The 25,342-nt window shown below is 54.5% G+C and carries 24 protein-coding genes; 11 read left to right on the top strand and 13 right to left on the bottom strand.

Annotated features, from left to right (window positions below):
• Window positions 1-157 precede the first annotated feature (157 nt).
• The gene (locus L085_RS08710; RefSeq protein ID WP_015378948.1) at window positions 158-589 is read left to right on the top strand and encodes a glyoxalase/bleomycin resistance/dioxygenase family protein; all 432 of its coding nucleotides are present in this window, start codon (window positions 158-160) and stop codon (window positions 587-589) included.
• A 6-nt stretch (window positions 590-595) separates the two neighbouring features.
• Here the strand turns inward: L085_RS08710 and L085_RS08705 are convergent, their stop codons facing one another.
• A complete protein-coding gene (locus L085_RS08705) occupies window positions 596-2,140 on the bottom strand; it encodes a BCCT family transporter (protein WP_044030569.1) in 1,545 nt (514 codons plus the stop codon).
• Window positions 2,141-2,298: 158 nt separating this feature from the next.
• On the opposite strand from L085_RS08705, the gene betI reads away from it, so the two are divergent.
• Window positions 2,299-2,895, top strand: a complete 597-nt coding sequence (gene betI, locus L085_RS08700) for a transcriptional regulator BetI (RefSeq protein ID WP_015378950.1) — start codon at window positions 2,299-2,301, stop codon at window positions 2,893-2,895.
• 15 nt (window positions 2,896-2,910) lie between these two features.
• Here betI and L085_RS08695 read toward each other — a convergent pair whose 3' ends face one another.
• Complete coding sequence (locus L085_RS08695) at window positions 2,911-4,680, bottom strand: ABC transporter ATP-binding protein/permease (RefSeq protein WP_044031981.1); 1,770 nt, start codon at window positions 4,678-4,680, stop codon at window positions 2,911-2,913.
• Window positions 4,681-4,860: 180 nt separating this feature from the next.
• Here L085_RS08695 and L085_RS08690 point away from each other — a divergent pair, with 180 nt between their 5' ends.
• Window positions 4,861-5,718: an AraC family transcriptional regulator gene (locus tag L085_RS08690; RefSeq protein WP_044030568.1), complete on the top strand. Its 858-nt coding sequence runs from the start codon at window positions 4,861-4,863 to the stop codon at window positions 5,716-5,718.
• Between the two features lie 34 nt (window positions 5,719-5,752).
• Here L085_RS08690 and actS read toward each other — a convergent pair whose 3' ends face one another.
• Window positions 5,753-6,502: an amidase activator ActS gene (actS, locus tag L085_RS08685; protein ID WP_044030567.1), complete on the bottom strand. Its 750-nt coding sequence runs from the start codon at window positions 6,500-6,502 to the stop codon at window positions 5,753-5,755.
• Between the two features lie 149 nt (window positions 6,503-6,651).
• On the opposite strand from actS, the gene L085_RS08680 reads away from it, so the two are divergent.
• Both L085_RS08680 and L085_RS08675 read left to right on the top strand, forming a co-directional pair.
• Window positions 6,652-7,221 carry an HdeD family acid-resistance protein gene (locus tag L085_RS08680; RefSeq protein ID WP_004931723.1) on the top strand — a complete coding sequence of 190 codons (570 nt, stop codon included), beginning with the start codon at window positions 6,652-6,654 and terminating at the stop codon, window positions 7,219-7,221.
• Window positions 7,222-7,356: 135 nt separating this feature from the next.
• Window positions 7,357-7,695, top strand: a complete 339-nt coding sequence (locus L085_RS08675) for a hypothetical protein (RefSeq protein WP_015378954.1) — start codon at window positions 7,357-7,359, stop codon at window positions 7,693-7,695.
• Between the two features lie 188 nt (window positions 7,696-7,883).
• Here L085_RS08675 and L085_RS08670 read toward each other — a convergent pair whose 3' ends face one another.
• On the bottom strand, window positions 7,884-8,384 hold the full coding sequence (locus L085_RS08670) for an OmpA family protein (protein ID WP_226988581.1): 501 nt from the start codon (window positions 8,382-8,384) through the stop codon (window positions 7,884-7,886).
• Between the two features lie 111 nt (window positions 8,385-8,495).
• Window positions 8,496-8,972 (bottom strand): hypothetical protein, encoded by a 477-nt coding sequence (locus L085_RS08665; protein ID WP_044030565.1) that lies wholly within the window; start codon window positions 8,970-8,972, stop codon window positions 8,496-8,498.
• 424 nt (window positions 8,973-9,396) lie between these two features.
• Between L085_RS08665 and L085_RS08660 the strand changes: the two genes are divergently transcribed.
• The 3 genes from L085_RS08660 to L085_RS08650 all read left to right on the top strand — a co-directional run bounded on the left by L085_RS08660 (window position 9,397) and on the right by L085_RS08650 (window position 12,473).
• Window positions 9,397-9,975, top strand: a complete 579-nt coding sequence (locus L085_RS08660) for a 2OG-Fe dioxygenase family protein (RefSeq protein ID WP_021505695.1) — start codon at window positions 9,397-9,399, stop codon at window positions 9,973-9,975.
• Window positions 9,972-11,204, top strand: coding sequence for a cysteine desulfurase-like protein (locus L085_RS08655; protein WP_044030564.1), 1,233 nt, complete (start codon window positions 9,972-9,974; stop codon window positions 11,202-11,204). Before L085_RS08660 ends, L085_RS08655 begins: the two co-directional genes overlap by 4 nt.
• A gap of 276 nt (window positions 11,205-11,480) precedes the next feature.
• Complete coding sequence (locus L085_RS08650; protein WP_031300612.1) at window positions 11,481-12,473, top strand: LacI family DNA-binding transcriptional regulator; 993 nt, start codon at window positions 11,481-11,483, stop codon at window positions 12,471-12,473.
• Window positions 12,474-12,592: 119 nt separating this feature from the next.
• Here L085_RS08650 and L085_RS08645 read toward each other — a convergent pair whose 3' ends face one another.
• From L085_RS08645 to L085_RS08630, 4 genes are all read right to left on the bottom strand, one after another.
• Window positions 12,593-13,990, bottom strand: a complete 1,398-nt coding sequence (locus L085_RS08645) for a cytochrome c (protein ID WP_021505697.1) — start codon at window positions 13,988-13,990, stop codon at window positions 12,593-12,595.
• A complete protein-coding gene (locus tag L085_RS08640) occupies window positions 13,987-15,639 on the bottom strand; it encodes a GMC family oxidoreductase (protein ID WP_044030563.1) in 1,653 nt (550 codons plus the stop codon). The genes L085_RS08645 and L085_RS08640 overlap by 4 nt, the downstream gene beginning before the upstream one ends.
• A complete protein-coding gene (locus L085_RS08635) occupies window positions 15,636-16,223 on the bottom strand; it encodes a sorbitol dehydrogenase family protein (protein ID WP_044030562.1) in 588 nt (195 codons plus the stop codon). Before L085_RS08635 ends, L085_RS08640 begins: the two co-directional genes overlap by 4 nt.
• 374 nt (window positions 16,224-16,597) lie before the next feature.
• Window positions 16,598-17,068 (bottom strand): YhcH/YjgK/YiaL family protein, encoded by a 471-nt coding sequence (locus L085_RS08630; protein ID WP_015378962.1) that lies wholly within the window; start codon window positions 17,066-17,068, stop codon window positions 16,598-16,600.
• Between the two features lie 571 nt (window positions 17,069-17,639).
• Here L085_RS08630 and L085_RS08625 point away from each other — a divergent pair.
• From L085_RS08625 to xis, 3 genes are all read left to right on the top strand, one after another.
• Window positions 17,640-18,590: a 2-hydroxyacid dehydrogenase gene (locus L085_RS08625; RefSeq protein WP_044030561.1), complete on the top strand. Its 951-nt coding sequence runs from the start codon at window positions 17,640-17,642 to the stop codon at window positions 18,588-18,590.
• 85 nt (window positions 18,591-18,675) lie between these two features.
• Entirely contained in the window at window positions 18,676-19,986 is a 1,311-nt protein-coding gene (locus L085_RS08620; RefSeq protein WP_044030560.1) for an MFS transporter, read from the top strand.
• A gap of 476 nt (window positions 19,987-20,462) precedes the next feature.
• Window positions 20,463-21,014, top strand: a complete 552-nt coding sequence (gene xis, locus L085_RS25030; RefSeq protein ID WP_049870651.1) for an excisionase Xis — start codon at window positions 20,463-20,465, stop codon at window positions 21,012-21,014.
• Window positions 21,015-21,118: 104 nt separating this feature from the next.
• Here the strand turns inward: xis and L085_RS08610 are convergent, their stop codons facing one another.
• The 4 genes from L085_RS08610 to L085_RS08595 form a co-directional block, all read right to left on the bottom strand.
• Window positions 21,119-21,988: a hypothetical protein gene (locus L085_RS08610; RefSeq protein WP_044030559.1), complete on the bottom strand. Its 870-nt coding sequence runs from the start codon at window positions 21,986-21,988 to the stop codon at window positions 21,119-21,121.
• On the bottom strand, window positions 21,985-22,788 hold the full coding sequence (locus L085_RS25270) for a hypothetical protein (protein ID WP_144240679.1): 804 nt from the start codon (window positions 22,786-22,788) through the stop codon (window positions 21,985-21,987). The genes L085_RS08610 and L085_RS25270 overlap by 4 nt, the downstream gene beginning before the upstream one ends.
• A gap of 441 nt (window positions 22,789-23,229) precedes the next feature.
• Window positions 23,230-24,195, bottom strand: coding sequence for an Abi family protein (locus tag L085_RS08600; RefSeq protein ID WP_044030557.1), 966 nt, complete (start codon window positions 24,193-24,195; stop codon window positions 23,230-23,232).
• A 349-nt stretch (window positions 24,196-24,544) separates the two neighbouring features.
• The gene (locus L085_RS08595) at window positions 24,545-24,754 is read right to left on the bottom strand and encodes a hypothetical protein (protein WP_144240678.1); all 210 of its coding nucleotides are present in this window, start codon (window positions 24,752-24,754) and stop codon (window positions 24,545-24,547) included.
• Window positions 24,755-25,342: the final 588 nt, after the last annotated feature.

The following is a 25,342-nucleotide window of genomic DNA, read 5'->3' as shown; positions in this document are numbered from 1 at the left end:
GCCCGCTTTAGCCCGCTATTCCGACCTGAGCGGGTCTTTGCCTCGTTACCGGGGCTTTTTTATTTCCGCCGCTGCTAGTTCATAACAACTCAGTCTAATCCCTGCGGCCAAACGGCGGCATGATGACGGGGCAACGAGCCACCATGAGGAATGAGCAATGACGGCAAAACTGACAGAAGCGGGCTTTTGGCGCAAAACCGCTGACTCTTCATCGCTGCGCGAGCCGCGCGTGCTGATCCGGGTCTACGTCGACGAAGGCGAGATTGACCGCGCCATCGCGTTTTACGAGCGGCTGCACGGCGTGGAAGCGGATATGCGTTTCGACTTTCCCGAACATCGGCTGGTGCTGGCGGCGGTGGGGCCGTTTCTGATCCTGGAAGGCTCGGAAGAAAGCCTGCGTCCTTTCCGCAGCACCGTCGGCACGTTGCTGGTCGATGACATTTATCCTTACCACCAGCGGCTGCTGGCCGCCGGGGCCGATATCTTCTTTGGCCCGGTGGACGTGCCCACCGGCGCCTGTTTCAATGCGCGCCTGCCGGACGGCACGATTATCGAATACGTGCATCACCGGCCGCGCGCGGACGAATAAGCCGCCTCAAGGGAGCGCCGGCGTCATGGCGTAACCGCGCAGATCCTTGCGCAGGCTGACCATGTACAACACGATCACCGCCGAGAACGGCAGGCCGCACAGCACCACCGCGGTCTGCATCGCGCTGAAACTGCCGGCGTACAGCAACCCGGCGCAGATCAACGTGGTGACCGCCGCCCAAAATACCCGCAGCCAGGCCGGCGCGTCATCGTGGGCGGAACCGCCCTGGCAGGAGAGGTTCGCTATCATCAGCGTGCCGGAATCAACCGGCGTCAGGAACAGCACGAAACTGATCACCACCACAAAACCGGCGGTCAGCTGGGTATAGGGCAGGTATTCGAACAGCTTGAACACCGCCATCGGCGGATCGCTTTGCGCCACCTGCCCGAGGATCGCCTGCCCGCCTTCCAACACCAGGCTGATGGCGGTATTGCCGAAGATCGACAGCCACGCCAGCGTGAAGCCCAGCGGGATCAGCAACACGCCGAAGATCAATTCACGAATGGTGCGCCCTTTGGAAATGCGCGCGATGAACAGCCCGACAAACGGCGCCCACGCCACCCACCAGGCCCAATAGAACAACGTCCAGGCGCCCTGCCACTGGCGCGCCTTGCCGTACAGATACATATCGAAGCTGCGGCTGACCAGCGAAGTGAGATAATCGCCGAGGTTCTGCAACATGCCGTTGAGCAGATTCAGCGTCGGGCCGGCCAGAAACACGAACAGCAACAGCAGGCACAGGAAGCCGACGTTGATGTTCGACAGCATCGCAATGCCCTTCTCGACGCCGGTGACCGCCGCCAGCGTGGCCACCACCATCATCACCACGATCAGCGCCAGCAGCACGCCGGTGTTTTGCGGAATATCGAACAGATAAAACAGCCCCGAGTTCACCAGCAGCGCGCCGATCCCCAGGTTGGTTACCATCGAAATCACCGTCACCAGAATGCCGAAGCTGTCCACCAGATGGCCGGCGCCGCCGTGGGTGCGCTCGCCGAAGATCGGGTATAACGCAGAGCGCAGCGCCAGCGGCAGGCCGCGGCAATAGGCGAAATAGGCCAGCGCGGTGGCGATCAGCGCATACAGCGCCCAGCCGTGCAGCCCCCAATGCAAAAAGGTCAGCGCCATCGCCTGCCGCGCCGCCTGCACGGTGCCGCCGCTGCCTTCCGGTGGCGACAAAAAATGATCCAACGGTTCATAGGCGCCGTAGTACACCAGCGCAATGCCGATGCCCGACGAGAACAGCATCGCCACCCACGAGGGATAGCTGAACTGCGGCGGTTCGTCATCCTGGCTGAGGCGAATATGGCCGAAGCGCGACAGCGCCAGCCAGAAGACAAACACCATGCAGGCGACCATCAACAGCATGTAGTACCAGCCGAACACGTCGGCGACCCAACTTTGCGCGACGTTCAACCACTGTTTGCTGGCTGCGGGAAACAGCACGACCAGCGATCCCAGCAGCAGGATCACCGCCGCCGAGCCGAAAAATACCGGGACATTCAATCTGACAGGTTCTTCGTCAAGCGATGGAGGAGTTTTTGTTGTCATTGGCAGGCTTCCATGATGCGAAAGACAGACGATTTAAATGCAACCTTTAATTAACATTTTATCGTCATTTATTTGACATTTTCGCAGCATATAGAGTATTGATTGACCGTTCAATCAATCAAATCCAAAGTGTGATTGGCCTATCAGTTGAGGAAAATATGTACCGAAGAGACATTCCGGAGCAGCGTAAGGAGCAGTTGATTAACGCCGCCTTCGAGACCATAAACGTCGTCGGACTGGCCGGCGTCACCCTGTCTCAGGTCGCGAAAGAAGCCGGGCTGTCGACCGGCATCGTCAGCCACTATTTTGGCGATAAAGAGGGGTTGCTGAGCGCCACCATGCGCAAGATCCTGCGCGATCTGCGCGACGCGGTGGCCGAGTGCCGCGCGCAAGCGGCGAGCGACAGCCAGTCACAGCTGTTCGCCATTATCCAGGGCAACTTCCACCCCAGCCAAACCAACGCCGTGTCCATGCGCGCCTGGCTCGACTTCTGGGCCGCCAGCATGCATCAGCCGGTGCTGCGCCGCCTGCAGCGCGCCAACGATCGGCGGCTCTATTCCAATATTTGCTGCCAGTTCCGCCGCGAGCTGCCGCTGCAGCAGGCGCGCGACGCGGCGCGCGGGCTGGCGGCGATGATCGATGGGCTTTGGCTGCGCGGCAGCCTGGCCGGCGGCGAGACAGACCTAAAGCAGGACTGCCGCATCGCCTGCGACTACGTGGCGCAGCGGCTCAACGCCGCTCAGCCGCTGAGGTGAACGTGAACGGCTCCGTCAGTGCGGTTCCTGCTCTTCGCTGTACTGGGTTTGCCACATGGCGGCGTAGCGGCCGTTCGCGGCCAGCAACGCCTCGTGCCCACCGCGCTCGACGATCTCCCCCGCCTCCAGCACGATAATTTCATCGGCATCCACCACGGTGGAGAGCCGATGAGCGATCACCAGCGTGGTGTGGTTGCGGCTCACCTCGCGCAGGTGCCCCTGGATTTCGCGCTCGGTCTGGGTATCCAGCGCGCTGGTCGCCTCGTCAAACACCAGGATGGCCGGATTTTTCAGAATGGTGCGCGCAATCGCCACCCGCTGCTTTTCCCCGCCCGACAGCTTCAGCCCGCGCTCACCCACCCGGGTGTCGTAACCGTCGGGCAGACCGACGATAAAATCATGGATATGCGCCAGCCGCGCCGCCCGCTCGATATCTTCATCGCTGGAGCCGGTTTTGCCGTAACCGATGTTATAACGCAACGTATCGTTGAACAGCACCGTATCCTGCGGCACGATGCCGATCGCCTGCCGCAGGCTGGCCTGGGTCAGTTGGCGAATGTCCTGGCCGTCGAGGGTAATGGCGCCCTCCTGCACGTCGTAAAAGCGGAACAGCAGGCGCGACAGCGTGGACTTGCCCGCGCCGGAGGCGCCGACCACCGCCACCGTGTGGCCCGCCGGAATGGTAAAACTCACCTGCTTGAGGATCGGCCGACGCGTGTCGTAACCGAAGCTGACCGCGTCGAACCTCACTTCGCCGCGATCGAGGCGCAGCGGCTGCGCATCCGGGCTATCGACGATCTCACGCGGTTCCTGCAGCAGATCGAACATGTTCTCCATGTCGATCAGCGCCTGACGCACCTCGGAATAAATAAAGCCGAAGAAGTTCAGCGGCTGATACAGCTGCAGCAGATAGGCGTTGACCAGCACGAAGTCGCCGACCGTCATCGTCCCCTGCGTAATGCCCCGCGCCGCCATGGTCATCATCACGATCAGTCCGATCGAGATAATGGCGGTTTGCCCCAGGTTGATCGCCGTAAAACTGAATTGGTTCTTGATGGCGGCGTATTCGTACAGCCGGCGCGACAGGTCGAAACGCTCGGCCTCGAACTCTTCATTGCCGAAGTACTTCACGGTCTCATAGTTCAGCAGGCTGTCGATGGATTTGCTGTTGGCGTCGGCGTTGGCCTTGTTGAGCTCGCGGCGAAAGCGGGTGCGCCAGCTGACCGCCAGCACGGTGAACAGGATGTAGCAACCGACCGTCGTCAGGATCGCCAGCGCGAACCAGCCGTTTAGCATATGCCACATGATCGCCGTGACCAGCGAGAGCTCGAACAGGATCGGCACGATGGAGAACAGCAGCCGCGACAGCACCGTGGACACCGCCTGAGTGCCGCGCTCGATGGACAACGACAATCCGCCGGTCTGGCGCTCCAGATGGAAACGCAGGCTCAGCGCATGCAGCTGGCGGAACACCCGCACGCCCAACAGGCGCGTGGCGTTCTGGCTGACGTGGATAAACATCACGTTGCGCAGTTCCTCAAACAGCGCGCCGCCCACCCGCGCCACGCCGTAGGCGACGATCAGCCCCAGCGGCACCGCCAGCATTTTCGCCGTCTCGCCGCTCAGCGCATCGACCATCGCTTTATAAGCCAGCGGCACCAGCGTGGTGCTGACCTTGGCCGCCACCATGAACACGAAGGCCACCACCAGATACCAACGCAGCCGCGGGTTATCTTTCGGCCACAGATAGGGCAGCAGGAATTTCAGCAAACGGGAACGATCCATCATGTAATATTCATCTTCTCGGTCGGGATCGCGGCGCACAGCCGCGCGGGGGTTATGAGTTTGGCCTGGCCGGCGGCGAACGCCGCACCATTCCCTTTTCCTGCAGCGATAACTCAGCATCATCCGTCAGGAGAAGCGGCGGCGGCTCGGGCAAAGTTCAGGCATGGAGGAGACAATCACATGACCCAGACGTATGCAAAGCGCTTTGCGCTGGTCCTTGACTATATCGACCGCCACCTGGACGAGGCGCTCACCGTCGAGAAACTGAGCGAAGTGGCCCACTTTTCGCGCTTTCACTTTCAACGCCAGTTTAGCGCGTATTGTGGCATCTCGGTGTGGCGTTATATCCAGTGGATGAGGCTCAAACGCGCCTCGTACCGCCTGGCGTATAACCCGCTGGAGCCGGTGATTGACATCGCGCTGGACGCCGGTTTTCAAAACCCGGAGTCCTTCAGCCGCGCCTTCAAACAGGCGTTCAGCCAAACGCCAAGCCAGTTTCGCAAACGGCCGGCCTGGATCGATTGGCAACAGCGCTTTCCCGAGCCGAAACACAAAAGGAAACAACCCATGAAGGTAGACATTCTCGACTTCCCGGCCACGCCGGTGGCGATGATCGAACATCGCGGCCCATCCGCGCTGGTCAACGAAACCGCCGCACGCTTTATCGAGTGGCGCAAAACCAGCGGCCTGTCGCCGGTCAGAAGCAGCCGCACTTACGGTATCGCGCCGCACGATCCGGCCACCACCGAAGCGCAGGACTTCCGCTTCTACATCTGCGGAGAGGTCACTGCGCCGATCCCGGAGGACAACGCCTTCGGCGTGGTGAACAGCACGCTGCCGGCCGGGCGCTGCGCGGTGCTGCGCCATCTCGGATCGCTGGATGGGCTCTCGGAAAGCGCCCGCTATCTTTACAGCGAGTGGTTGCCGGCCAGCGGCGAGGAGCTGCGCGATTTCCCGCTCTATTTCCACTACCACAACTTCGTGCACGAGGTAGCGGAATATGAACTGGTGACCGATCTTTATCTGCCGCTGAAATAGCTGACATCCGGCCCCGCAAGGAGCCGGATTGACGTTAACAGGACGGCGACGATCCCTGCGGCGGCAGATAGCGCTGCGGATCGAGCGCGGTGGCGCGGTAGCGGATCTGGAAATGCAGGAACACCGAATCGGTGCCGGTGCTGCCCATGGTGCCGATCTTCTGCCCCGCTTTCACATCCTGGCCGTTGCGCACCAGCGTGGTGTCGTTGTGCGCATAGGCGGTAATGAAGTCTTCGCCATGCTTAATCATGATCAGGTTGCCGTAGCCGCGCAGCTGGTTGCCGACGTACACCACTTTGCCCTTGGCGGAAACATAGATCGGCTGGCCGCGTTTACCGGCGATGTCGATGCCCTTGTTGCCGCCATCGGCATTGGAGTACGCCTGCACGATTCGGCCGCTGGTCGGCCAGCGCCAGCAACGTGCGGCGCCCGGCGGCGGCGTTTGCTTGGCGATCGCGGAGGAAGATGTTTTACGGCGCGTGGCGGCGGTTTTGGTCGGCGCGCCGCCGCTCAGCCGCAGCTTTTGCCCCACTTCCAGATTATAGGGCGGGCGTATCTTGTTGATTCTGGCCAGATCGCTGACTTCGCTGTCGGTGATCCAGGCGATGTAATACAGCGTATCGCCCCGTTTGACGGTGTAGGACTTGCCGGTGTAGCTGCCCTTCGGCAGTTTGTCGTAGTCGCGGTTGTAGGTGTTTTTACCCGAACATCCGGCCAACAACAGCCCCAATGTCAGACACACCGCGATGCGGCGCCACCTCGCCAGCTTGCTTCCTGTGCTCAAATCCTGTCCCCAATCGTCTTTTCGGTTCTGATACGCCTCAGCCACACAGTGTAACATTTGCGCCGGGTCAGTCAAAAACCCCCAGACGGTCTATGCTAAACAGGTAAGGATGACTGATTAATTACCCAACGACGAAATGGAGTACTGTCATGTTGAACCTCGACCGCAATAATCTGCCCCTCCTGAGCGAAGAACTGCTCAAAAAGCAACGCACCACCCTGCTGATCATCGCCTTCCTGCTGCTGGCGGGCGGCATACTGTGCCTGGTCAACCCTTTCGCCTCCGGCGCGGCGCTGAGCATCGTGGTGGGCGTCCTGCTGCTGTTGAGCGGCGCCGGGCTGATTATCGCCATGATCGCCAACCGGGCGCAGAATACCTGGCCGATGATCGGCGGCATTCTGCTGGGCGTGGCCTACCTGATTATCGGCTATGTGTTCATCACCAGTCCGCTGGCGGGCATTCTGGCGCTGGCGGTCTACCTCGCCGTGCTGTTTGCGCTCGGCGGCATCGCGCGCCTGGCAGCCGGCTATATGCGCCGCGGATTGCCGGGCAACTGGCTGCAGTTCGTCATTGGCGTACTCGATTTGATCATCGCCTGGATGCTGATCGGCTCAGGCCCGGCGGCGTCGGTCACGCTGGTGACGGCGATCGTCGGCATCGAGATGTTAGTCAGCTCCTTTGCGCTGTTCCAGGCGGCGAATCTGTTTAAACGCGCCTAACGCTACCGGCCCGCCATCGCGGGCCTCATCGCTTTTGTTGCTTCCAGACAAAACAAGGCGATACCCCCTCGGCTTGTCCGTGGTTATCTTCATCGGTAAGTGCCAATATAGGCGCAGACAAGGGAGCTGAAACCGATGACAACCCATTCCAACCCGTTGAACTCGCGGGAAGTCTGCCTGCAATTACGCCATTTCAATCAGGTAATTGGGCAACAATGCCGCAATATGGCGCGCCAAAATACCACCTGCCCGTGCTGCCTGACGGACATCGCCACCGGTTGCGACGCCGGAATCAAACTGTGCGGCCAGCAGTTGGCCAAACCCAACCCGCAAACCCCGTTATTCCGGCAGATTCGCAACTTGCTGCTCGATCTGCGCGCAGAAGCGATAGGGGTTCACAGAATTGACGTCCTAAACCGCACCAATAACGAAATATCCTGGCTGTTGCGTGAGCTGTATTTCGAGACGTTCTGATCCCGCATTTTGTCGGCGCCGCTAAAGCGAAAGCCGAAAGCGAGATACGGGCTTTTGGCGACGCGATCGTGTTCATCAATCATTAGCGTCACCGGCTCCACGCCATACAGCCTGAACTCCGCGAGCAGTCAGCGGAAGGAGCCCGTTTAAAAGCGGCTCTGGCAAAGGAAACGTCCACCGGCGCGGGGTTAACCGGCGGCAGCGGTTTTCGGCAACACGAAGTCAACCCGCCGATTCTTGGCCCGGCCCGTCGGCGTGTCGTTGGAAGCCACCGGTTCAGCCTCCCCTTTTCCCCGTTCACTCAGACGAGATTTTTCTACCCCATGTGCGATCAGCCAAACAGCCACCGCACGTGAGCGTCGCAGCGACAGATCCTGATTATATTTATCGCCGCCCACCGCATCGGTGTGTCCCTCGATCACCACGTTCCCTACCGGTTCGGCAGCGATAAATTGCGCCACCTGTCGCAGCGCAGGCTCCGCTTTAGCAGCAATCGCATCGCTGTCGAAGGCGAACAGCACATCGCTGCGCATCGATAACGTTACGGCATTTTTGCTGTCTCTGACGGAAATGTCGGCGGATTGTTTAGCCAAATCCGCTGCCTTACTCTGCAGATCAAGGACGCCGGCATTCAGCCCCGAAGGCAAACCAACCAAATCCAGCCGGGTAGCCTTGAGATCGAGTATCACCGGTTTCCTCACGGACGCCGGCTCTCCGCTGTCAGCCCATGAACCCAATGACACCAGCCCAAAGGCTAACATCCCACCCACACAGGCGGCTTTCCTGAGGCCGTTCATCGCTCAACGATCCGTAATGGCTATCGGCCCGAGCGGCTCGACGTTGGCGATCGTCAGGTACACCTCTTTCACATCAGGTGGAGGCGCGGGGAAGCTGCCAAACCAGGTGGCGACATAGGGAATGCCTGAGCTTGAGCTGAATGACACGTTGGGAGAGGCCAGTGGGACATTATTGCTATCGGTAAGCAGCAGGTATTTTTTATTACCCACCAGAATGTAGAAGGATTTCTCAAGACTGCTTTTATCCAGACTGCTATACAAGCCTTGTCCATTAAGGTTGTCTTTCAACCCTTTGAAACGCACCTTGATGGTCAGGATTTCACCGTGGCGCACGGCCTCGGTCACTTGCGCTTCGGCTACGCCGCTGCTGACGATCCCGGTAGCCAACGGGGTCACGGGGGGATCCTCCGCGAACGCCATGCCGGGAAGCATTATCGAAGCAAACAGGCAGGAAATGATGAATTTTCTGACATGCTGCATGATCGGAGTCCTTATTCAGGAGGGAGTTGAAGATTGTTCTTTCAACAATCAGGCAATTCCACTGCGGTCACTCGGTCCCGGAATTATAGTAAAGCACCTCATATTCATGAGAGTTATCCCTGAAAGCGTAACCTTGGTCACGTTATGCTTGCGCATGAACTCTCACCCGTAGTGCTTATTTTGCTGAATGACCGGCTTCATACAGGCATTGCCTTCTGCTCATCCTCTCTGCTGTTCACCCCACTTTACGACCGCCGTCACACCTCGCTACCGCTAAATTGCGTTGGTTATAGAGTCGTCTACAATTCAATCGAATTACCCCCTACAACATCAGAAATTATTATTATTAGAGGTGATTATGTTACAGAAACACGAAAACGTAATAAGTATGACTGTACTAAGCCCGCAAGCCACCCAACAGCTGATGCCATCGTTCTCCTCCTTGCCCCACACGCAACACGCCGACGGCAAATATCGCCTGCGCCGTTATTCGGTCGTTAAATACCTCAACCCCAACGTCGCCGAAGTGGGGCCGCGCACCTTCATGCAGTCGGATCAGATCAACCACTTCCAGGGCAATGTGGTACGCCGCTTCGAACCTATCGACAGCGCCGTGTTGCAGAGCGCCGGCATGGCAGAGATGTGCAACTTGTTTGCAGAAAGCAACGAACTGCCGGAAGGCGCCGAGATAGAGATCCACCAGATGCGCGTGGTCGCCATCGAGAAAGACACCCAGGTGGCGCCGGAAGGCATTCACCAGGACGGTTTCGACCATATCGCAATGATCGCCATTCATCGGCACAACATCGTCGGCGGTGAAATCATGCTGTATGACGACAGCCACCACGACCCTTTCTTTAAAAAAGCGCTGGCGGACGGTGAAGCCGTGCTGCTGGCGGACAGCAAACTGTGGCACAACGCCACGCCGATCAACGCCGTGAGCCCGGAAGAAGAAGGTCATTTGGATCTCTTTGTCCTCACCGCTCGGGGGGAGAAAGCATGACCTTTACCCCCGAGCTCGCCCGCGCCCAGTTCAGCGCGCTGTCACAGCAGATCGACGGCAAACCGGCCATCTTTTTCGACGGCCCCGGCGGTGCGCAGGTTTCACGGGGCGTGCTGGAAAAAATGACCGACTACCTGGGAAGGTACAACGCCAACCTGGGCGGCCACTATTTCTCGAGCCGGGTCACCGGCGAGGTGATGGGCCAGGTGCGGGAATCGGTGCGCGCCTTGTTAAATGCGCCGTCGCCCGACAACATCGTCTTCGGCATGAACATGACCACGCTGACTTTCCATCTCAGCCGCATCATCAGCCGCGACTGGCAGGCCGGCGATGAAGTCATCGTCACCGCACTGGATCACTACGCCAACGTCTCCAGTTGGCAGCAGGCTGCCGCTGACAAAGGAGCCGCGGTGCATCAGATACCGCTGGAGAGCGCCGACTGCGCATTGGATGCCGCGAAAGTGTGCGAGCGCATCAACGCCAACACCCGTCTGGTGGCGGTCAGCTACGCCTCCAACGTCACCGGCAGCATCGTCGATATCAAAACCATCGTCGAAGCCGCGCATCGGGTCGGCGCGCAGGTGTATGTCGACGCCGTGCACTATGCGCCGCACAACCTGATTGACGTGCAGGCGCTGGGCTGTGACTTCCTGGTGTGCTCCGCCTACAAGTTCTTTGGCCCGCACGTCGGCATGGCCTACATCGCGCCGCAGTGGTTGCAGCGCCTGCGCCCTTACAAGGTCGAGCCGGCCACCGACGTCGGCCCCGGCCGTTTCGAGACCGGCACGCAAAGCTTCGAAGCGCTGGCCGGCGTCGCGGCCGCTATCGAGTATCTGGCGCAGTGGGGCACGCCCGGTGCGCCGTTAAGGCAGCGTCTGCAGGAGAGCTTCGCCGCCTACCACCAGCATGAAGAGGCGTTGTGCAGCCACTTCCTGCAGCGGCTGCAACAACTCGACGGCGTGCGGCTTTATGGCAACCCCCGGGCGGACAGCGCGCGCCGCACGCCGACCTTCGCCCTGACCTTCAGCGGCCATACGCCTGACGCGATCGCCCGCCGCCTGGGGCAGCACAACATCTGCGCCGGCAGCGGGCATTTCTATGCGTTGGGCTTGGTGCAACAGCTGGGGTTGCAGGACGGCGGCGTGCTGCGCATCGGCATGATGCATTACAACACTCGGGGCGAGATCGATACGCTGTTCAACGTGATCGCCGAAGATATTCTCAGTTAATCCGGCCATATCGGCCCGTTCATCTTATTGAGCGGGCCGAATAAGGTATCAAACTGCCCGTCTTTTCTTCCACCGCGTCCACGGCGCACAGATGCGTGCCTTTCTTTCCCCGCGTTACGAAATGCGGAGATAACGAACATATAATGCCGGAGACCGGAATCGGCGCATCGTGCGGTTGTCACCGGATACGGCGGAGGCAGCACATTGCGCGCATTCTCTTTTGACTCGGCAGTGGGCATAATGACAAACACGGTCTGGATCAGATGAGTATGAATGGTGAAGTCGCAGCGCATTACGTTAAATGACATTGCTGTACTGGCTGGTGTCACCAAAATGACGGTCAGCCGCTATCTGCGCACGCCGGACAGGGTTAAACCGGAAACCGCTGCGCGCATCGCCGCCGTGATCGAGGAAGTCGGCTATCAGGCCGATCCTGACAATCCCGCCCTCTATTCCAATAGCCCTCCCCTCATCGGCGTTCTGGTTCCTTCTTTTAACAATCTGATATTTGCTGATGTCCTCGCCGGCATTGAATCCGTGACGTCTGTACAGGGTTATCAGACGCTGGTCGTCAATTATGACTACAACAGCAAACGCGAAGAGGAGCAAATTGCCGCGATCCTGGCTTTTAAGATCAAAGGGCTGCTGCTGACCGAGTCAGTTCATAGTCTGCGGGCGGAAAAATTCCTGAAGACGGCAAAAATACCCGTTGCTGAAATCATGGGGCTGTCAGGCAATGCAGATCGAATTAACGTGGGTTTTGATAATGTGAAAGCCGGCTACGATATGACCACCATGTTGCTGGCAAGCGGTAAAAAACGCATTATCTATTTTGGTTCAATGTCTGATATCCGCGATGAACAGCGTTACACGGGATACTGTCAGGCAATGGCTAACCATGATTTACCTACCGGTCGTATTTCCCCCAATAAGATCTCTTCCATTTCAATTGGGACGGGCATGATGACGCTTGCGAGCCAAATGTATCCGGATATGGACGGTATTCTCTGTACCAACGACGATCTGGCCGTGGGCGTGTTACAGGAATGCCTGGCAAACGGTATCAGCGTTCCAGCGCAAATTGCCATTGCCGGATTTCACGGTCTTGAGATCGGGCAGATCATCACCCCCCGGTTAGCCAGCGTACTGACGCCACGGTATGAGATGGGGAAAGTGGCGACAGAAATCATAATAAAAAAAATTAAAGGGCTGCCGACCATTGAACGTGTCGATCTCCACTTCCGCCTGTCAATGGGGGAGACAATATAGCTTTCCTCGCCAGTCACTTCAGCACTGGCCATAATTGCCCGCTTCGCCAGAAAAACATCACTCGCTATCCCGACCAGAAATTCGGCCAGATGGCGCCACCCACCTGACCGAACGCCCCCTTAACGTGCCTTGCGGCGCCGGAGCCAGAATAGGACCAGCAGAATAATGACGACCGCCGCGACGGCCATGCCAGGCAGAATCATCGGCTGTGCGCGCGCCAACAGCGGTTTCGGGCCCCCGGCGCGCACCTCACTCACGTCCTCCTCAGTCACGCTCAGCGTGCTGTTGCCGTATTTCTGCAGCACGAAGTTAGCGATATCGGCAACCTGCTTATCCGTCAGCTCTCCGACATAGGAACCGGCGCCAAAGCTCGGCATCAGTACGTGCTTGCCGTCAACCCGGCGATCAACCCCCTGCAAAATGGCGGCAATCAGGTTTGACGGATTGCTCGCGGCCGTGGTGGAGTTGTTGAATAGCGAAGGGTAGGCCTGGTTCAAACTACCGCTGCCGTCCGGCTGATGGCAACTGGCGCAGTAGCCGCTGTAGAGCGCCTCGCCGCTATTGAGCGTGTGGTTGGCGTTGGGCGAATTCATGCCGCGGAGATGGGGCTCAACGTTGTAGTGCGCCTGGCTAAGGCCATTGCCCTGGCGCCCCTCGCCCTGTGACGGCACGGTCTTCAGGTAAGTTGCAATCGCCCGCAGCTGCCGGTCGGTCAGGTATTGGAAGCTGTGCTCAACGGCTTCAGCCATTGGCCCCGCAGCTTGTGCGCGCCCTTCCGCCCGACCGGTTTTCAGGTAGTCCACTAACTCCTGCTCGCTCCAGTCGCCGATCCCTTCCTGGCGATCGGCGGTGATATTCGGCGCGTACCAAGCCCCCAACGATGCCCCCATCAGGAAGCGCGAATTGTCTTCCGCCATCAGCACATTACGCGGCGTATGACAGGTTCCGCAGTGAGCCGAGCCCTGCACCAGCGCAGCCCCCTCGTTCCACGCCTCACCTTTCGTCACATCCGGGGTGAAACGCCGATTGTCCAAATAAAGCATGTTCCACACCGCCATGGAGAGGCGGATGTTGAACGGAAACGGCAGATCGGTTTGGCGCTTGGCCGGCTCATCGACCGGGGCAACGCCATGCATGAAATAGGTATACAACGCGTGGATCTCGTCATCACTCAGACGGGTATAGGCGGTGTAAGGCATTGCCGGATAGAGATACGTCCCATCTTGCCGGATCCCAGAACGCAGAACCTCGGCAAACGCCGCTTCAGAATAGCCGCCGATGCCGTATTTTACCGATGGGGTTATATTGGTGGCGTAGATAGTGCCCATGGGAGAAGCAATGCCGTACCCCCCGGCAAAAGGCTTGCCCTGCTGCTGCGTATTCGTATGGCAGGCCATGCAGTCCGAGGCGATAGCCAGCGCTTGCCCTCTAGCGATCAGATCGCCGTCCTGGGCATGCGCCGCGAAGCCGCTTCCCAGCAGCAGCGTCGCTGCCAGCGAGTGGGTGATTTTATTCATTTGCTCTCCAGGGCGCGCAGTACGTCATTGGCCGCCTTGAGTCCAAGCGCCGCCATCGTCAACGTGGTGTTGACAACGCTGGCTGAAACCATGGCGCCTCCACCCGGGATCCAAAGGTTGTCATGATCGTGGGCGCGGCAATTGCCGTTCACCACCGAGTTCGTGGGATCGCTGCCCATGATCGTGCCGCCCATAATGTGGTTGTTGGCATTCAGCTTGTCGTTAATCACAAACTCTTGCGCATCGAACAAGTCGCCAATCTGCCGTAGCTGGATTTTGACCACTTCCAGCCCTTTACGCACATAATCGCCGACGTCGTAGTGGATGTCCGGGCAGGCCAGGCCATGCTTGTCTTTGCGGGTGGGGCTCAGGGTCAGACGGTTGTTCGGGTCCGGCAGCGGTTCCAGGCTGATGGAGAGATCCACCGAGCGGCTGGCGCGATCGCGCACTTCATCCTGCAGCGCCTTGCCGACCTTGCCCGTTTTCAGGACTTCAAGGGCGGAGGGGATCACCCGGTTGATGTTGTTGATGATGATCTTGTTGGCGGAGTGGTCGCTGCGGAACGCACCGTCACGATACCCCACCATGCAGCTGCTCTGCGCCGGGCCGCGGCCAACCCACAGGGCCTCTCGCGCCAGGAAGGAGCAGTGCAGGCCAGAGTGATCCATCATGTTGCGCCCCACCTGATCCGAGCTGTTCGCGATGCCGTTCGGGTTCTTTTCGTTGGCCGCCAGCAGCAGCAAGCGCGGGTTCTCAATCCCATTGCAGGCCAGAACGAACGTTTTACCGATCGCCCGATGGGAGTTATGCGCCGTGTCGTACCAGTGAACGGCGGTGACGCGGTTATTGTCGTCGGTGTCAATTTTGTACACCACCGCCTCGGGGATCACCTTCGCCCCCTTGTGTTCGGCCCGTTCAACGTGGTGAATGCCGTTGTACATCGCCCCGATAGGGCAAATCGGCTGGCAATTGTTATTGCCGCAGCAGGTGGGCCGTCCGTTCCAGGGGCGGGTGCTGCGGCCTTGCGGAATGGGCACCGATTTAAAACCGTGAGGATTAACAATCTCAGCAATGCGTCTGTCGCCGTAGGCCCAGGGCACCATGTCCATCGGGTAAGGCCCGCTGCGTTCCGCAGGGGACTGCCACTCCGGATTATTCGGGCCGGCAACGCCTATTTCCTCTTCGGCTTTCGCGTACCACGGTTCGATATCTTCGTAGGAAATAGGCCAGTCTCTCCCCACGCCATAGAGGGATTTCATGCGAAAATCATTGGGATGGTTGCGCCAGCAAGAAGCGGCCCAGTGCCAGGTGGTTCCCCCCACCACACGCAAATAGCCCTGTTTAAAGCCTGAGCCATTGGGGCCGGTCAGTTTGATATAGTCGTTCTCCGGGAAATAGAACGGCGCGGTGGCGTACTCCGATTGCGGGTAAAGCCCCTGAAAATCCGACCCCGCACGATTGTGCAGTGGCATATTGCGCCAGTTTTCCACAGCCTGTGCGCGCTCAATGCGCGGGCCTGCCTCAAGTACCAGCACCGAGTAGCCCTGGCTCACCAAAGCATCCGCCATCAGACCGCCCACAATACCGGAACCGACAATGACGACATCGGCCTCTGCATCGCCGGAAGCATTAATTATTGGGCTTTTCACACGCGGTCCTCATATTTTTTATCGGCTAAGGCAGGTAAATCTGTTGCGGGAATGGAAGGTTGGCGGGTAACGCCCGGCGGCAAGCCGGTCCACCACAGCGGGCCAAAATTGCACCAGGTCGGCACAATCAGGGCATCCTGAACCGTGCGATACATCAGCGCCTCTTTATAACTAATCAACTGACCCTGCTCAGCGTTTGAAGGATCTACGGTTCCGGTATACCACGCGGTCACGATCGCCTGGATAAGCTCCCTCTGCCCCTGTTCAATCGCATGTCGGTTCAAGGCTTCCGCATCGGTGGCTTGCTGGCTCAGGATGAACAGGGCGTTGAGTTGCGAGTTCAACTGCGGAAAATGTTCGCGCAGTGCGGAAAAATAGCGGGCGGAGAGTGTGACGTCCAAATCGTCAAACTCGGTAATTTTTCTCGAAATTTGCAAAAATTGCGCGTATTCAACGGGCGAGGCGGCAATTTGCGCCCGTTCGGCATAGGTTATATTTGAATAAGGCAACAGGCTGGCGGCGACGATGACGCCCACCATTTTCCCCAGCACCTCCCTGCGGGTAAGCACGATTTGCAACGACATTATTAGCTCCGAAATAATTTATTTTTATATAGTTTTTTTAATATCTATCAGAACGCAGGCAAACCAAAATAAAAAATTGTGCTAATGGGGAGGAACCGCATTAAAAGATCAAGGCGTTATGAGATTGGCTACATCGACTACAGAGGTAAACTCCGGCCTTAATGATGTAATCTGAACCTGAAGCAAATATCCCTGTAAATAATACGGCGTAATCTCTGCCGTAAATTTATTCAACCCAACTCAATCTTTAAAAGTTAGGGGCTATGGCTTTGACGGGAAAGGCGCATTCTTCGGAATCGCTGCAGACGGCGGATGAGCAAGGCTTTCCGCCGGGCAGCCTGAAGTAGCGATACCAGCCGCCGCTGAACGTCTTGCTACGTCAGCAGGGCGCCGTCGATTTTCGCCACAATTTTACGCAGAACTGCCGGCGTTGTGCAGGTACTCATCGGGCGATGCAGTTCCCCCGGAAAGATAACGGCCAGTTCACCGGGTTGCAGGTGGATGAGAGTCTCACCGGGGATCGCCGGGCTAAACCCAAGGTCGTGCGCCTCGTTAAATGGCTCACTCAACGGCAAAGGCAGCCCCAGAACCCCGGCGCCAATCACTTCTCGCCCTTCCAGGACAAGATGGATATCCAGATACTGGCGATGAAACTCCGGCTTCTGGTCGGCCAACAGTTTGGTTTCCCCTTCAACGACGTTAAAGAACATCTGTTTACCCTGCACCTGATAGTGGCCGACAGGTAAATTGTACGGCTCACTTTCAATAATGCTGGCCAGCATTTTTCGAATGGCTGCCGGATAGAATTTATTATTTACGGCAGTGGTTAAGGCATCAATAATCATAATATTTTCTCTGGTAGATATCGATTCGGTATTTCACCGACAAGAACAATGGCTGGGTAGTTTTATGGCAACAGGCAATCTCGGTGTAATTACGGTAGAATCTCTATTCGATCGTTCTACGGGCGCCACTATGAATAAGCAACAAAGCAAACCGCTTTGTTGTTAATATTTACAACCTATCACCACTGTGAGTAAACTCCACCTGAAAGGCTATTCGGCATGGTGAAATAAGTCATGACCTATCTCACGGTTTTTAGCCGCTTAAAACTGTGACAAAAGTCACTTAATTAAGTGTTACGAAACGACGTTACTTATCCTGTGATCCACGGCAGAAAATCACTGGATATTCACCGCTCTCACCAAAATCGACCGATTTAGCCTTCTCCCCCTACGGGCATAATGAGTTATTTTCCCCGATAGTCACTGACAGAAACCACGAAATTGCACACGAGATCACGCCAGCAGTAACATGCTTTTTTAACACTCTTTGGCGTGATGCAGATCGCAAAAATAAGCGGTAAAAAAACGTCTGATACAGGGTATCCCCTATTTTTCAGACAGGATCGCAACGATGCACACTGACACTCAACCTACCATTTTGCTTATCGCGCCGGTGATGGATGCTTTGCAAGCCGCCTTGGACGCCCGCTACCGGGTATTCCGTCTCTATGAACAATCAGATATTCCAGCCTTCCTGGTTCGCCATGGCGCAGACGTTCAGGCGGTGGTCACCCGTGGTGATGTGGGGGTAACCCGAGAGACGCTGGAGCAGTTGCCGCAGGTGGGCATGATTGCTGTCTTTGGCGTGGGAACCGACGCTATCGATCTCAACTACACCCGGGAACGCCATATCAGCGTCGGGATCACCGCCGGCGTGCTGACCGATGATGTGGCAGATCTGGCTCTGGGGCTAATGCTGTCCGCCAGCCGCCGCCTCTGCCAGGGGGACCGATTTGTACGCGAAGGCCGCTGGGAAACGACGCCGCCACCGCTGGCGACTAAAGTGAGCGGTAAACGCATCGGTATTTTCGGCATGGGGAATATTGGCCAAGCCATCGCCCGCCGGGCGAAAGGCTTCGATATGACCATCCTGTATACTGACCGCCAGCGCAAAGACGGCCTGGATTACCAGTGGTGCGCCGATCTGCACACGCTCGCAGCACAGAGTGATTTCCTGGTGATCGCGGCATCCGGCAGTGCGGAAAACCGCGGGATTATTGATGCCAGTGTATTTAACGCCATGCCCGAACGCGCCTGGCTTATCAATATTGCCCGCGGCAGCCTGGTCGATGAGGAGGCGCTGATAAAGGCGTTACAAAATCATGTTATCGCCGGGGCCGCTCTGGACGTCTTTGAAAACGAACCCCATGTCCCGACAGCGTTCTTTGCTCTCGAGAATGTTCTGCTTCAACCCCATGTGGCCAGCGCTACCGTAGAAACTCGTCAGGGAATGAGCCAATCCGTTTTGGATAATCTGGCAGGTTATTTTTCACATCAGGATATTCCTGGGTTAATTCAATAAAAATGATCGTTTGAGTTACGAATAATCATTTTTATCCGCCAACTCAATATCCTCTGTGAATGGCGGATATCATCGAGACGCTATTATGACCGATAAAATACCAGGAACTCGCTGGCTGCGGGTTATCGCGCCGATCCTTATCACCTGTATTATTTCATTTATGGATCGCGTTAATATCAGCTTTGCTCTGCCGGGCGGCATGGAACAGGATTTAGGCATTACCAGCCAGATGGCTGGCGTGGCCAGCGGTATCTTTTTTATTGGTTATTTATTTCTGCAAATCCCTGGCGGACGACTTGCGGTTTACGGTAGCGGAAAACGTTTTATAGCCTGGTCGCTCGTGGCCTGGGCGATTGTCTCTATCGCCACCGGATTCGTCACCCATGAATATCAACTGCTCGTGCTGCGTTTTATTCTCGGGATCTCCGAAGGGGGAATGTTGCCCGTCGTGCTGACCATGGTAAGCAATTGGTTCCCGGAAAAAGAACTGGGGCGCGCCAATGCCTTTGTCATGATGTTTGCCCCACTAGGGGGGATGCTGACCGCCCCGGTTTCCGGCGCGATTATTGCCACTCTCGACTGGCGCTGGCTGTTCATTATCGAAGGCTTGTTGTCGGTCGTGGTGTTGACCATTTGGTGGCTGGTAATCAGTGACCGTCCGGAAGAGGCGCGTTGGCTACCGGCGAAGGAACGCGACTATTTATTGACCGAACTGGCCCGGGAGCGCAAAGCGCGGGAAGGGAGGGTGCCGGCAGCGAAGGCGCCGTTAAAAGCGGTGTTTCGCAACAAGGGATTGATGCGCCTGGTCGTGCTGAATTTCTTTTACCAGACCGGAGACTATGGGTATACGTTGTGGCTGCCCACCATCTTGAAAAACCTGACCGGTGGCAGCATGGCCAATGTTGGGGTATTGGCGATCCTGCCGTTTGTTGCCACTCTGGCGGGGATTTATGTGATTTCGATGTTCAGCGATCGCAGCGGTAACCGCCGTTTGTGGGTCAGGATCTCCCTGTACTGTTTTGCGGCGGCGCTGATAGCCTCAGTGATCCTGCATGAGCACGTGGTGGCCGCCTATATCGCGCTGGTGGTGTGCGGCTTCTTCCTTAAAGCGGCGACCAGCCCCTTCTGGTCAATTCCCGGACGCATTGCGGCGGCGGAAGTGGCGGGCAGCGCACGCGGGGTGATCAACGGGCTGGGCAACCTCGGTGGGTTCTGCGGCCCCTATCTGGTAGGCGTCATGATTTATCTGTACGGACAGAACGTCGCGGTTTGCGCGCTGGCGGCATCGCTGTTGCTGGCAGGAAGTATCACCTTCCTGCTGCCGAAAGAATGCGACCGCTCCTGCGAAGAAACGGACAACCGCCTGCCATCCGGGGCTAAACAGAAGTGGAGTTAAACGGTAATGGCGCGCTGTGGGCAGCAACGGCGGCTCACACCCGCATCAGGATTGGGCGGCGTGTTGTGTTATCGCGGTTAAATGCCAGGCCAATGGCTTGAGCGACTCACAAGCCAACCCGCACCAAACGGTGATGCAATCGTTGAGAATCAGCTTTTCTAAAAACGGTTATAACTCAATGGGGTGATGCATAGGGAGATTGGAGCGGTGAAGGGAGTAGAACACAGCATAACAAACCCAGTAAAAACGGGAAATACTGACTTTTAAAAAACCAAACTACACACATTTCTATACACATTCATCTTTCGCTAGGGCTAACTACTCGCACCTTTTTGATCTATCCCACTGATTCATGCATTGCAATCTTACCGCCTCTAAATTCCCCCAAATCGTTCTCAGTGTCACACCATTGGTCAAAAAACACCCATAACATGCGTGTATACCTTTCTAAGAGCTATGGTGATGAAGGAGGAAATATGCGCGATAAGGAAGCTTGGATGACAACTAAACAGGTGTGCTCTTTAGTTAGTGTGTCATCCAGAACGTTGCTGCGAATGCAAATGAAACCAGTAAATCCGTTTCCCAGGCCCGATGTAACCCACGCTGGTGGAGCAAACCGCTGGAAGAGATGGAGGGTTCTGGCATGGCAGGATGCAGAGTCGTTATTAAGCTCGTCAAAACCACAAGCCCAGGGAAAGATCGCGAGAGACAGCCAAACTATCCAGAAAATTAGTCCTAATCAAAGCCACAAGCAGGCAACAAAACTCAGTGACGAAGAGTTGTGCACACTATGCTGGCTCTGGAACCATGCAGCATTCATGATTAGCCGAATAGCTGAAATTGAGCCGCTACTACGTGTAGCTGAACACCGGCTTGCCGGCGCTTACTGGTCAATGGCTCATGAGTACGTAAACAACACCAATAACGCCAGAAGAATACTTGAAAAGGTAACGGCTCATATCGAATACGAAAAACATCAGAAAGATGACTGGCGTGTCTTAGGGAGGCTGAGGGCAGATAAGCCATAAGATAATCCATACAAATCACATCACAGAGATTTATAGGCAACATATGGCATGGCCGTAGGCTGTGACCACAAAAACAAAAGCACTCACGCAAATGAAGGCTCTTGTTAGGCGGCTTTCCTTCGATACCAGTGAATCGCCCTATCAGATAATGACTCGGGATCACTATCGACCTCAGTTTCTATTGATTGAGTCTTTAAATACCAGCAAAACTTATCAATTTCCAAATCTACCTGATCTCTCTTTTCCACTTTTAGATCATTGTTTGGAGACAAAATAAAAATGGCCCCATCCTCATACTCACTATAGTTGCTCAGAGCCAGAGAGATATCTCTCTGCGCATCATACAGATGACACTTGGCTAAGTTTTCATCCGAATATGCAGCTGAGGCAATCGTGCCTAATGATTTTCTTGCTTTATAAGGCAGATAGATAGACTGTGATTGATGTCCTAAATTTATTCTTTTTAGAGGGGATGGATCCCTCATCTCAAAGTACTCTTGATACTCAAGGTGTTTTTTAAGATAACCATCCATTATATTGTATAAACGATCGCGGCTAATAGGTGAGAATACCTTTTCTTTCCGCTTAACAATCTTTACAGATAACGGGACTACATTGGAGAATAATGAAGACACTATGTCATCAGCGGACTCACCCTGAGCATAACCGTTATTTTTGAACGTTATACTATTGCAGTAATTCTCGTGAAAAACTTCACCAGATAGCGCTATTTCTTTTGCAACCTGACAAGCAAGCTGAAGATGAAATACCATCCCTTGAGAATACAGACATGTAATCCTTTCAAAATACTCTAACGTTTGCACAAATGATGTGCCCATACTATCAACAAAGCAGACGCCAATATTAAGCCTCTCGCCTGTGGCGATGTCAGGGTTCCACTGAATTGTAAACCATTCCCCTGCGACAACGGGCTTGTGAGAGTGTTCATTCATTATTGAACTAAAATTAATCACGCTACCCCCACCAGTACGCCAAGTCTTTTGCTTAATCTTTCTTTCGAAATGAGAGCCCTTTGAGCCAAAAAGGTCAACAAACAATCCTTTGCCTTTTTATTCAAAAGCTTATCACACCAATAGATAAGTTCATCAATAACAATATTTAATGCCTCTGACTGCCCATTTGCACTATTAACAATATCCATTTTCTGCGGCAAGGTCGGAGTCGAACGCAAAGCTATCTCCAATTTATTAATCGGATGAAGGTCAATAGACAAATCATCTGGAGACCAGACTAAATCAACAGGCATATTACTATGGTCAATTAAAGTCACATGGCTATTTGAATCAATAATCAAGTTACCTAGATTTCTATCCTGATTAGCCACCCATTCATCAAAGGCAATGGTTTTATGTAATTTATCCCAGCCATCTAAAATATTCTTTAGACTCTCAAAATTTAGCATATCACCTATATTATAATAACTACTAGGAGAGTTGCCTGAGACTTTTGACGTAACAAAAGCAATCGGGGATGCATCCTGACCAATACTATTTATAATACCTTCCGGTAGTATTATTATTCCTGCCTTTGGTGATACTGGAAGATCGTGTGATTTTGTGAGCAGATAACCAAGCACTTCATTAAAAACGCCAATGCCTTCATTTTTAGCAAAAATTTTGACATATGATTGCCTTTGTACTCCATCGGGCCAATCAATGAGGCATAACAGTGTTAAAGCCATCTGACCTTCTCCCGGCCTTCCAAGTATTGTCTTAAAGCTTGTCTGGCTAAGCACTTCGATAGAAGTCTGCATCCTAACATCCATAACTCACGATTATGATGATTAGAATTCTAGAGTAAAAACGCCAAAGCTATGTACTGTGAATTTCAACAGCAACATAATACTGTACATAAACACAGTATGTTAATTTGTTTATATCATCAAATAGGTTTTGCCTATGGATAGTTATCACAGAAAGTAACAGAAATGACCTAACTTTCGTCGCTGCCCGTCACAACGATATAACAACACTGACGGCAGTCATGTGTCACTGCTTTGGTGACACTTTTGTCACCAAAGTGATTACACTATGGCGTGTAAAAGTTACTTGCTTGCTGCTAGATGCTCAAAATGAGGGGCTCAATTGCACAAGAGGTGTATTCATTCTTTTGCGCGCATATCCCTCTACATGCAAGAGATAAGGAAATATATGTGGCGACTGATGATAGCCTTTCTAGCATCCCTTCGCTTACCTTACTCCATAAGGCCGAATAGTTCTCTCGGAAAACCATCATTATTAGGGAACCCCATAGCCGTCAAGTTACACCCTGGCAGATATGGTTTATTATCAATCAAATCAGCAACATCATTAATCCAATTGGAGCCGGGGCCTATCTCTTTTAGCAATAACCAAAGTATAGCGATCATGCCATACAACCGTTCATATGCATCATCATTCAATTGTAGGCGTTCAAAGTATGGGTGTTTTTGTAACGGCATAAGTTTAGGCTCGTTGACCTTATTCCAGATACGCGAATGATGGGCACAACGGTTTCGAAGCACATTCATGGCACTAAGCCAATTTTGGAAAATAGCACCATTTCCTGCGGTGATACCCAATCGAGACAGCACTTTATTTCTATATCCATCTTTAAGCATGGCATAATACTTTGACATTAGCCCGAAATCCCAAACTTCAATAGCAACCCAGAATGGAACCCCCTCATATCTGCCCTCGTGCCACTTGATACAGTCCTCTCTGCTCTTTGCTATTTCCTGTGAATGCTTCGCTAGCCACTCATCCCTTGCGCTGCGGCGCCCAAGACTCCTTGGCTTCAAGTGTTTAGGATTGATGATGGCATCATCTAGGTAGCTAAGAGGAGAGAGCTCACCAATTTCATGGGCAATAACTGAACGAACATAAACCTCTATTCTCTCTAACGCATCCATCATCAGGAGGCGTAATTTTTTATCGAATAGATAAAGGTCATATACGGCACGAAAACTTGTTCCAGGGCGCACTTGATCCAGTCTGGTTCTTACTTGCTCAGGTGTGATGTGAGGAATACGGCAAGGGTACCAAAAGCCGGACAAACGGTAGTAACCAACTTGAGAGATTTTCTTCATAGCATGGTTTCGATCTGGAATATCCATACCACGGAAAAGCAGCAGATCAATTAGTTCGTCATACTTTTTATGAACTTTGACCGGATCAGCCATAGAAAATTTCCCTACCTCCAGATGTAAGAAGGCCCGGCCATAACAATCTCCCATCAGAGATGGGGTCAAGCCAGGGGGCCGGGCTCAGTTGAGGTTAAATCTACACTATGTTGGTTCTATGTCAACGTGACCGGTCACGATGTTTTTTGTATAGCTAGCTATACATCAAGGGCAAACTACTACATGTAGTTGTTCACTCTTAAGTTACAACGCTAAAGGATGTGGTGAATGTTTTTACCTATCAATGCCAATAACATACTATTGCGCTGGTAGATAGGGAGTCCCAACCTCCTCCACCAGCGTAATCTGTAGCACCTCTAACCACTCTTTACCCTATGCTCTGAGCTTGTCAGCCTTCCAAAAGCCGTTCATAGTCAGCAGGAAACTCCACCCCAGGCTGAAGCTTTAAAGTCTCGACTTTTCTCAAGATCAAAGCTCTGTCATCTTGCCCGCCATCACGGTAATAAGGTTTCATGGCTTCAATAATTGGTTGCCAATCCCAACCCGTAACCTCTTGTTTGGAAAGAATAGAATATAATTCAATATTGAGCTTTTCCATGTTGTCTCCGGCCATCATAGTTAACGTTACTTCCATCACTCTGAATCCACTCTAAAACAGCAGCCCCATAAAACCCAAGGAACCTCTGCAAACCATCCATACTTGCTTTATGCGAACTACACTTGCAAAGGTAGTTACCTGTATTTACCTTTACACTTTTGGACGGTCAGCGGCCCGTGAGAGCGCCAAGCGACAGGCTCTGCGGCATTCCACTAGTTTGGCCTATCAATCCTTCCAAAGCATTCCAAAATCTTCGACAACCTTAGCAATTCTGTACAGTGAGAGTCAGCGTTGCTGACTCGCAAAAGGAGCCGACGAGCAATGACTATGGACAGAGCTGATCGTCTTAAAAGCCTAAAACCTGATATTTACATAATAATATCAATAAATTAAGCATCACCTGATAGCTATCGCGCCTCACGAGCCGTCCAATACAGTCCAATATTTACGCCAGCATACTGCCACTTAACCAATGAATGGGTTCCCCTGCCATAGTTCTTTACGCACCCACTGGGAAAACCTGCCAGAACGCAAGCGGGGCGCGACTTTATGTAGTCAACGCCTTCTCAATCCGTCATAAGCAGTCAA

It is taken from the genome of Serratia sp. FS14 (genome assembly GCF_000695995.1).
Classification (GTDB): Bacteria; Pseudomonadota; Gammaproteobacteria; order Enterobacterales; family Enterobacteriaceae; genus Serratia; species Serratia nematodiphila.
Note: the sequence above shows the minus strand (reverse complement) of the source record. Positions and strands in the feature narration are given on the sequence as shown.

What these genes read in the sequence shown, in the direction of transcription:
- L085_RS08645 (WP_021505697.1), bottom strand. Translation starts at nt 13,990, where the DNA reads ATGAATAAAATCACCCACTCGCTGGCAGCGACGCTGCTGCTGGGAAGC.
- L085_RS08595 (WP_144240678.1), bottom strand. Translation starts at nt 24,754, where the DNA reads ATGGAAAAGCTCAATATTGAATTATATTCTATTCTTTCCAAACAAGAG.
- L085_RS08630 (WP_015378962.1), bottom strand. Translation starts at nt 17,068, where the DNA reads ATGATTATTGATGCCTTAACCACTGCCGTAAATAATAAATTCTATCCG.
- L085_RS08710 (WP_015378948.1), top strand. Translation starts at nt 158, where the DNA reads ATGACGGCAAAACTGACAGAAGCGGGCTTTTGGCGCAAAACCGCTGAC.
- L085_RS08660 (WP_021505695.1), top strand. Translation starts at nt 9,397, where the DNA reads ATGCCATCGTTCTCCTCCTTGCCCCACACGCAACACGCCGACGGCAAA.
- L085_RS08625 (WP_044030561.1), top strand. Translation starts at nt 17,640, where the DNA reads ATGCACACTGACACTCAACCTACCATTTTGCTTATCGCGCCGGTGATG.
- L085_RS08680 (WP_004931723.1), top strand. Translation starts at nt 6,652, where the DNA reads ATGTTGAACCTCGACCGCAATAATCTGCCCCTCCTGAGCGAAGAACTG.
- L085_RS08655 (WP_044030564.1), top strand. Translation starts at nt 9,972, where the DNA reads ATGACCTTTACCCCCGAGCTCGCCCGCGCCCAGTTCAGCGCGCTGTCA.
- L085_RS08635 (WP_044030562.1), bottom strand. Translation starts at nt 16,223, where the DNA reads ATGTCGTTGCAAATCGTGCTTACCCGCAGGGAGGTGCTGGGGAAAATG.
- L085_RS08675 (WP_015378954.1), top strand. Translation starts at nt 7,357, where the DNA reads ATGACAACCCATTCCAACCCGTTGAACTCGCGGGAAGTCTGCCTGCAA.
- L085_RS08620 (WP_044030560.1), top strand. Translation starts at nt 18,676, where the DNA reads ATGACCGATAAAATACCAGGAACTCGCTGGCTGCGGGTTATCGCGCCG.
- L085_RS08690 (WP_044030568.1), top strand. Translation starts at nt 4,861, where the DNA reads ATGACCCAGACGTATGCAAAGCGCTTTGCGCTGGTCCTTGACTATATC.
- L085_RS08695 (WP_044031981.1), bottom strand. Translation starts at nt 4,680, where the DNA reads ATGGATCGTTCCCGTTTGCTGAAATTCCTGCTGCCCTATCTGTGGCCG.
- betI (WP_015378950.1), top strand. Translation starts at nt 2,299, where the DNA reads ATGTACCGAAGAGACATTCCGGAGCAGCGTAAGGAGCAGTTGATTAAC.
- xis (WP_049870651.1), top strand. Translation starts at nt 20,463, where the DNA reads ATGCGCGATAAGGAAGCTTGGATGACAACTAAACAGGTGTGCTCTTTA.
- L085_RS08600 (WP_044030557.1), bottom strand. Translation starts at nt 24,195, where the DNA reads ATGGCTGATCCGGTCAAAGTTCATAAAAAGTATGACGAACTAATTGAT.
- L085_RS25270 (WP_144240679.1), bottom strand. Translation starts at nt 22,788, where the DNA reads ATGCAGACTTCTATCGAAGTGCTTAGCCAGACAAGCTTTAAGACAATA.
- L085_RS08705 (WP_044030569.1), bottom strand. Translation starts at nt 2,140, where the DNA reads ATGACAACAAAAACTCCTCCATCGCTTGACGAAGAACCTGTCAGATTG.
- L085_RS08665 (WP_044030565.1), bottom strand. Translation starts at nt 8,972, where the DNA reads ATGCAGCATGTCAGAAAATTCATCATTTCCTGCCTGTTTGCTTCGATA.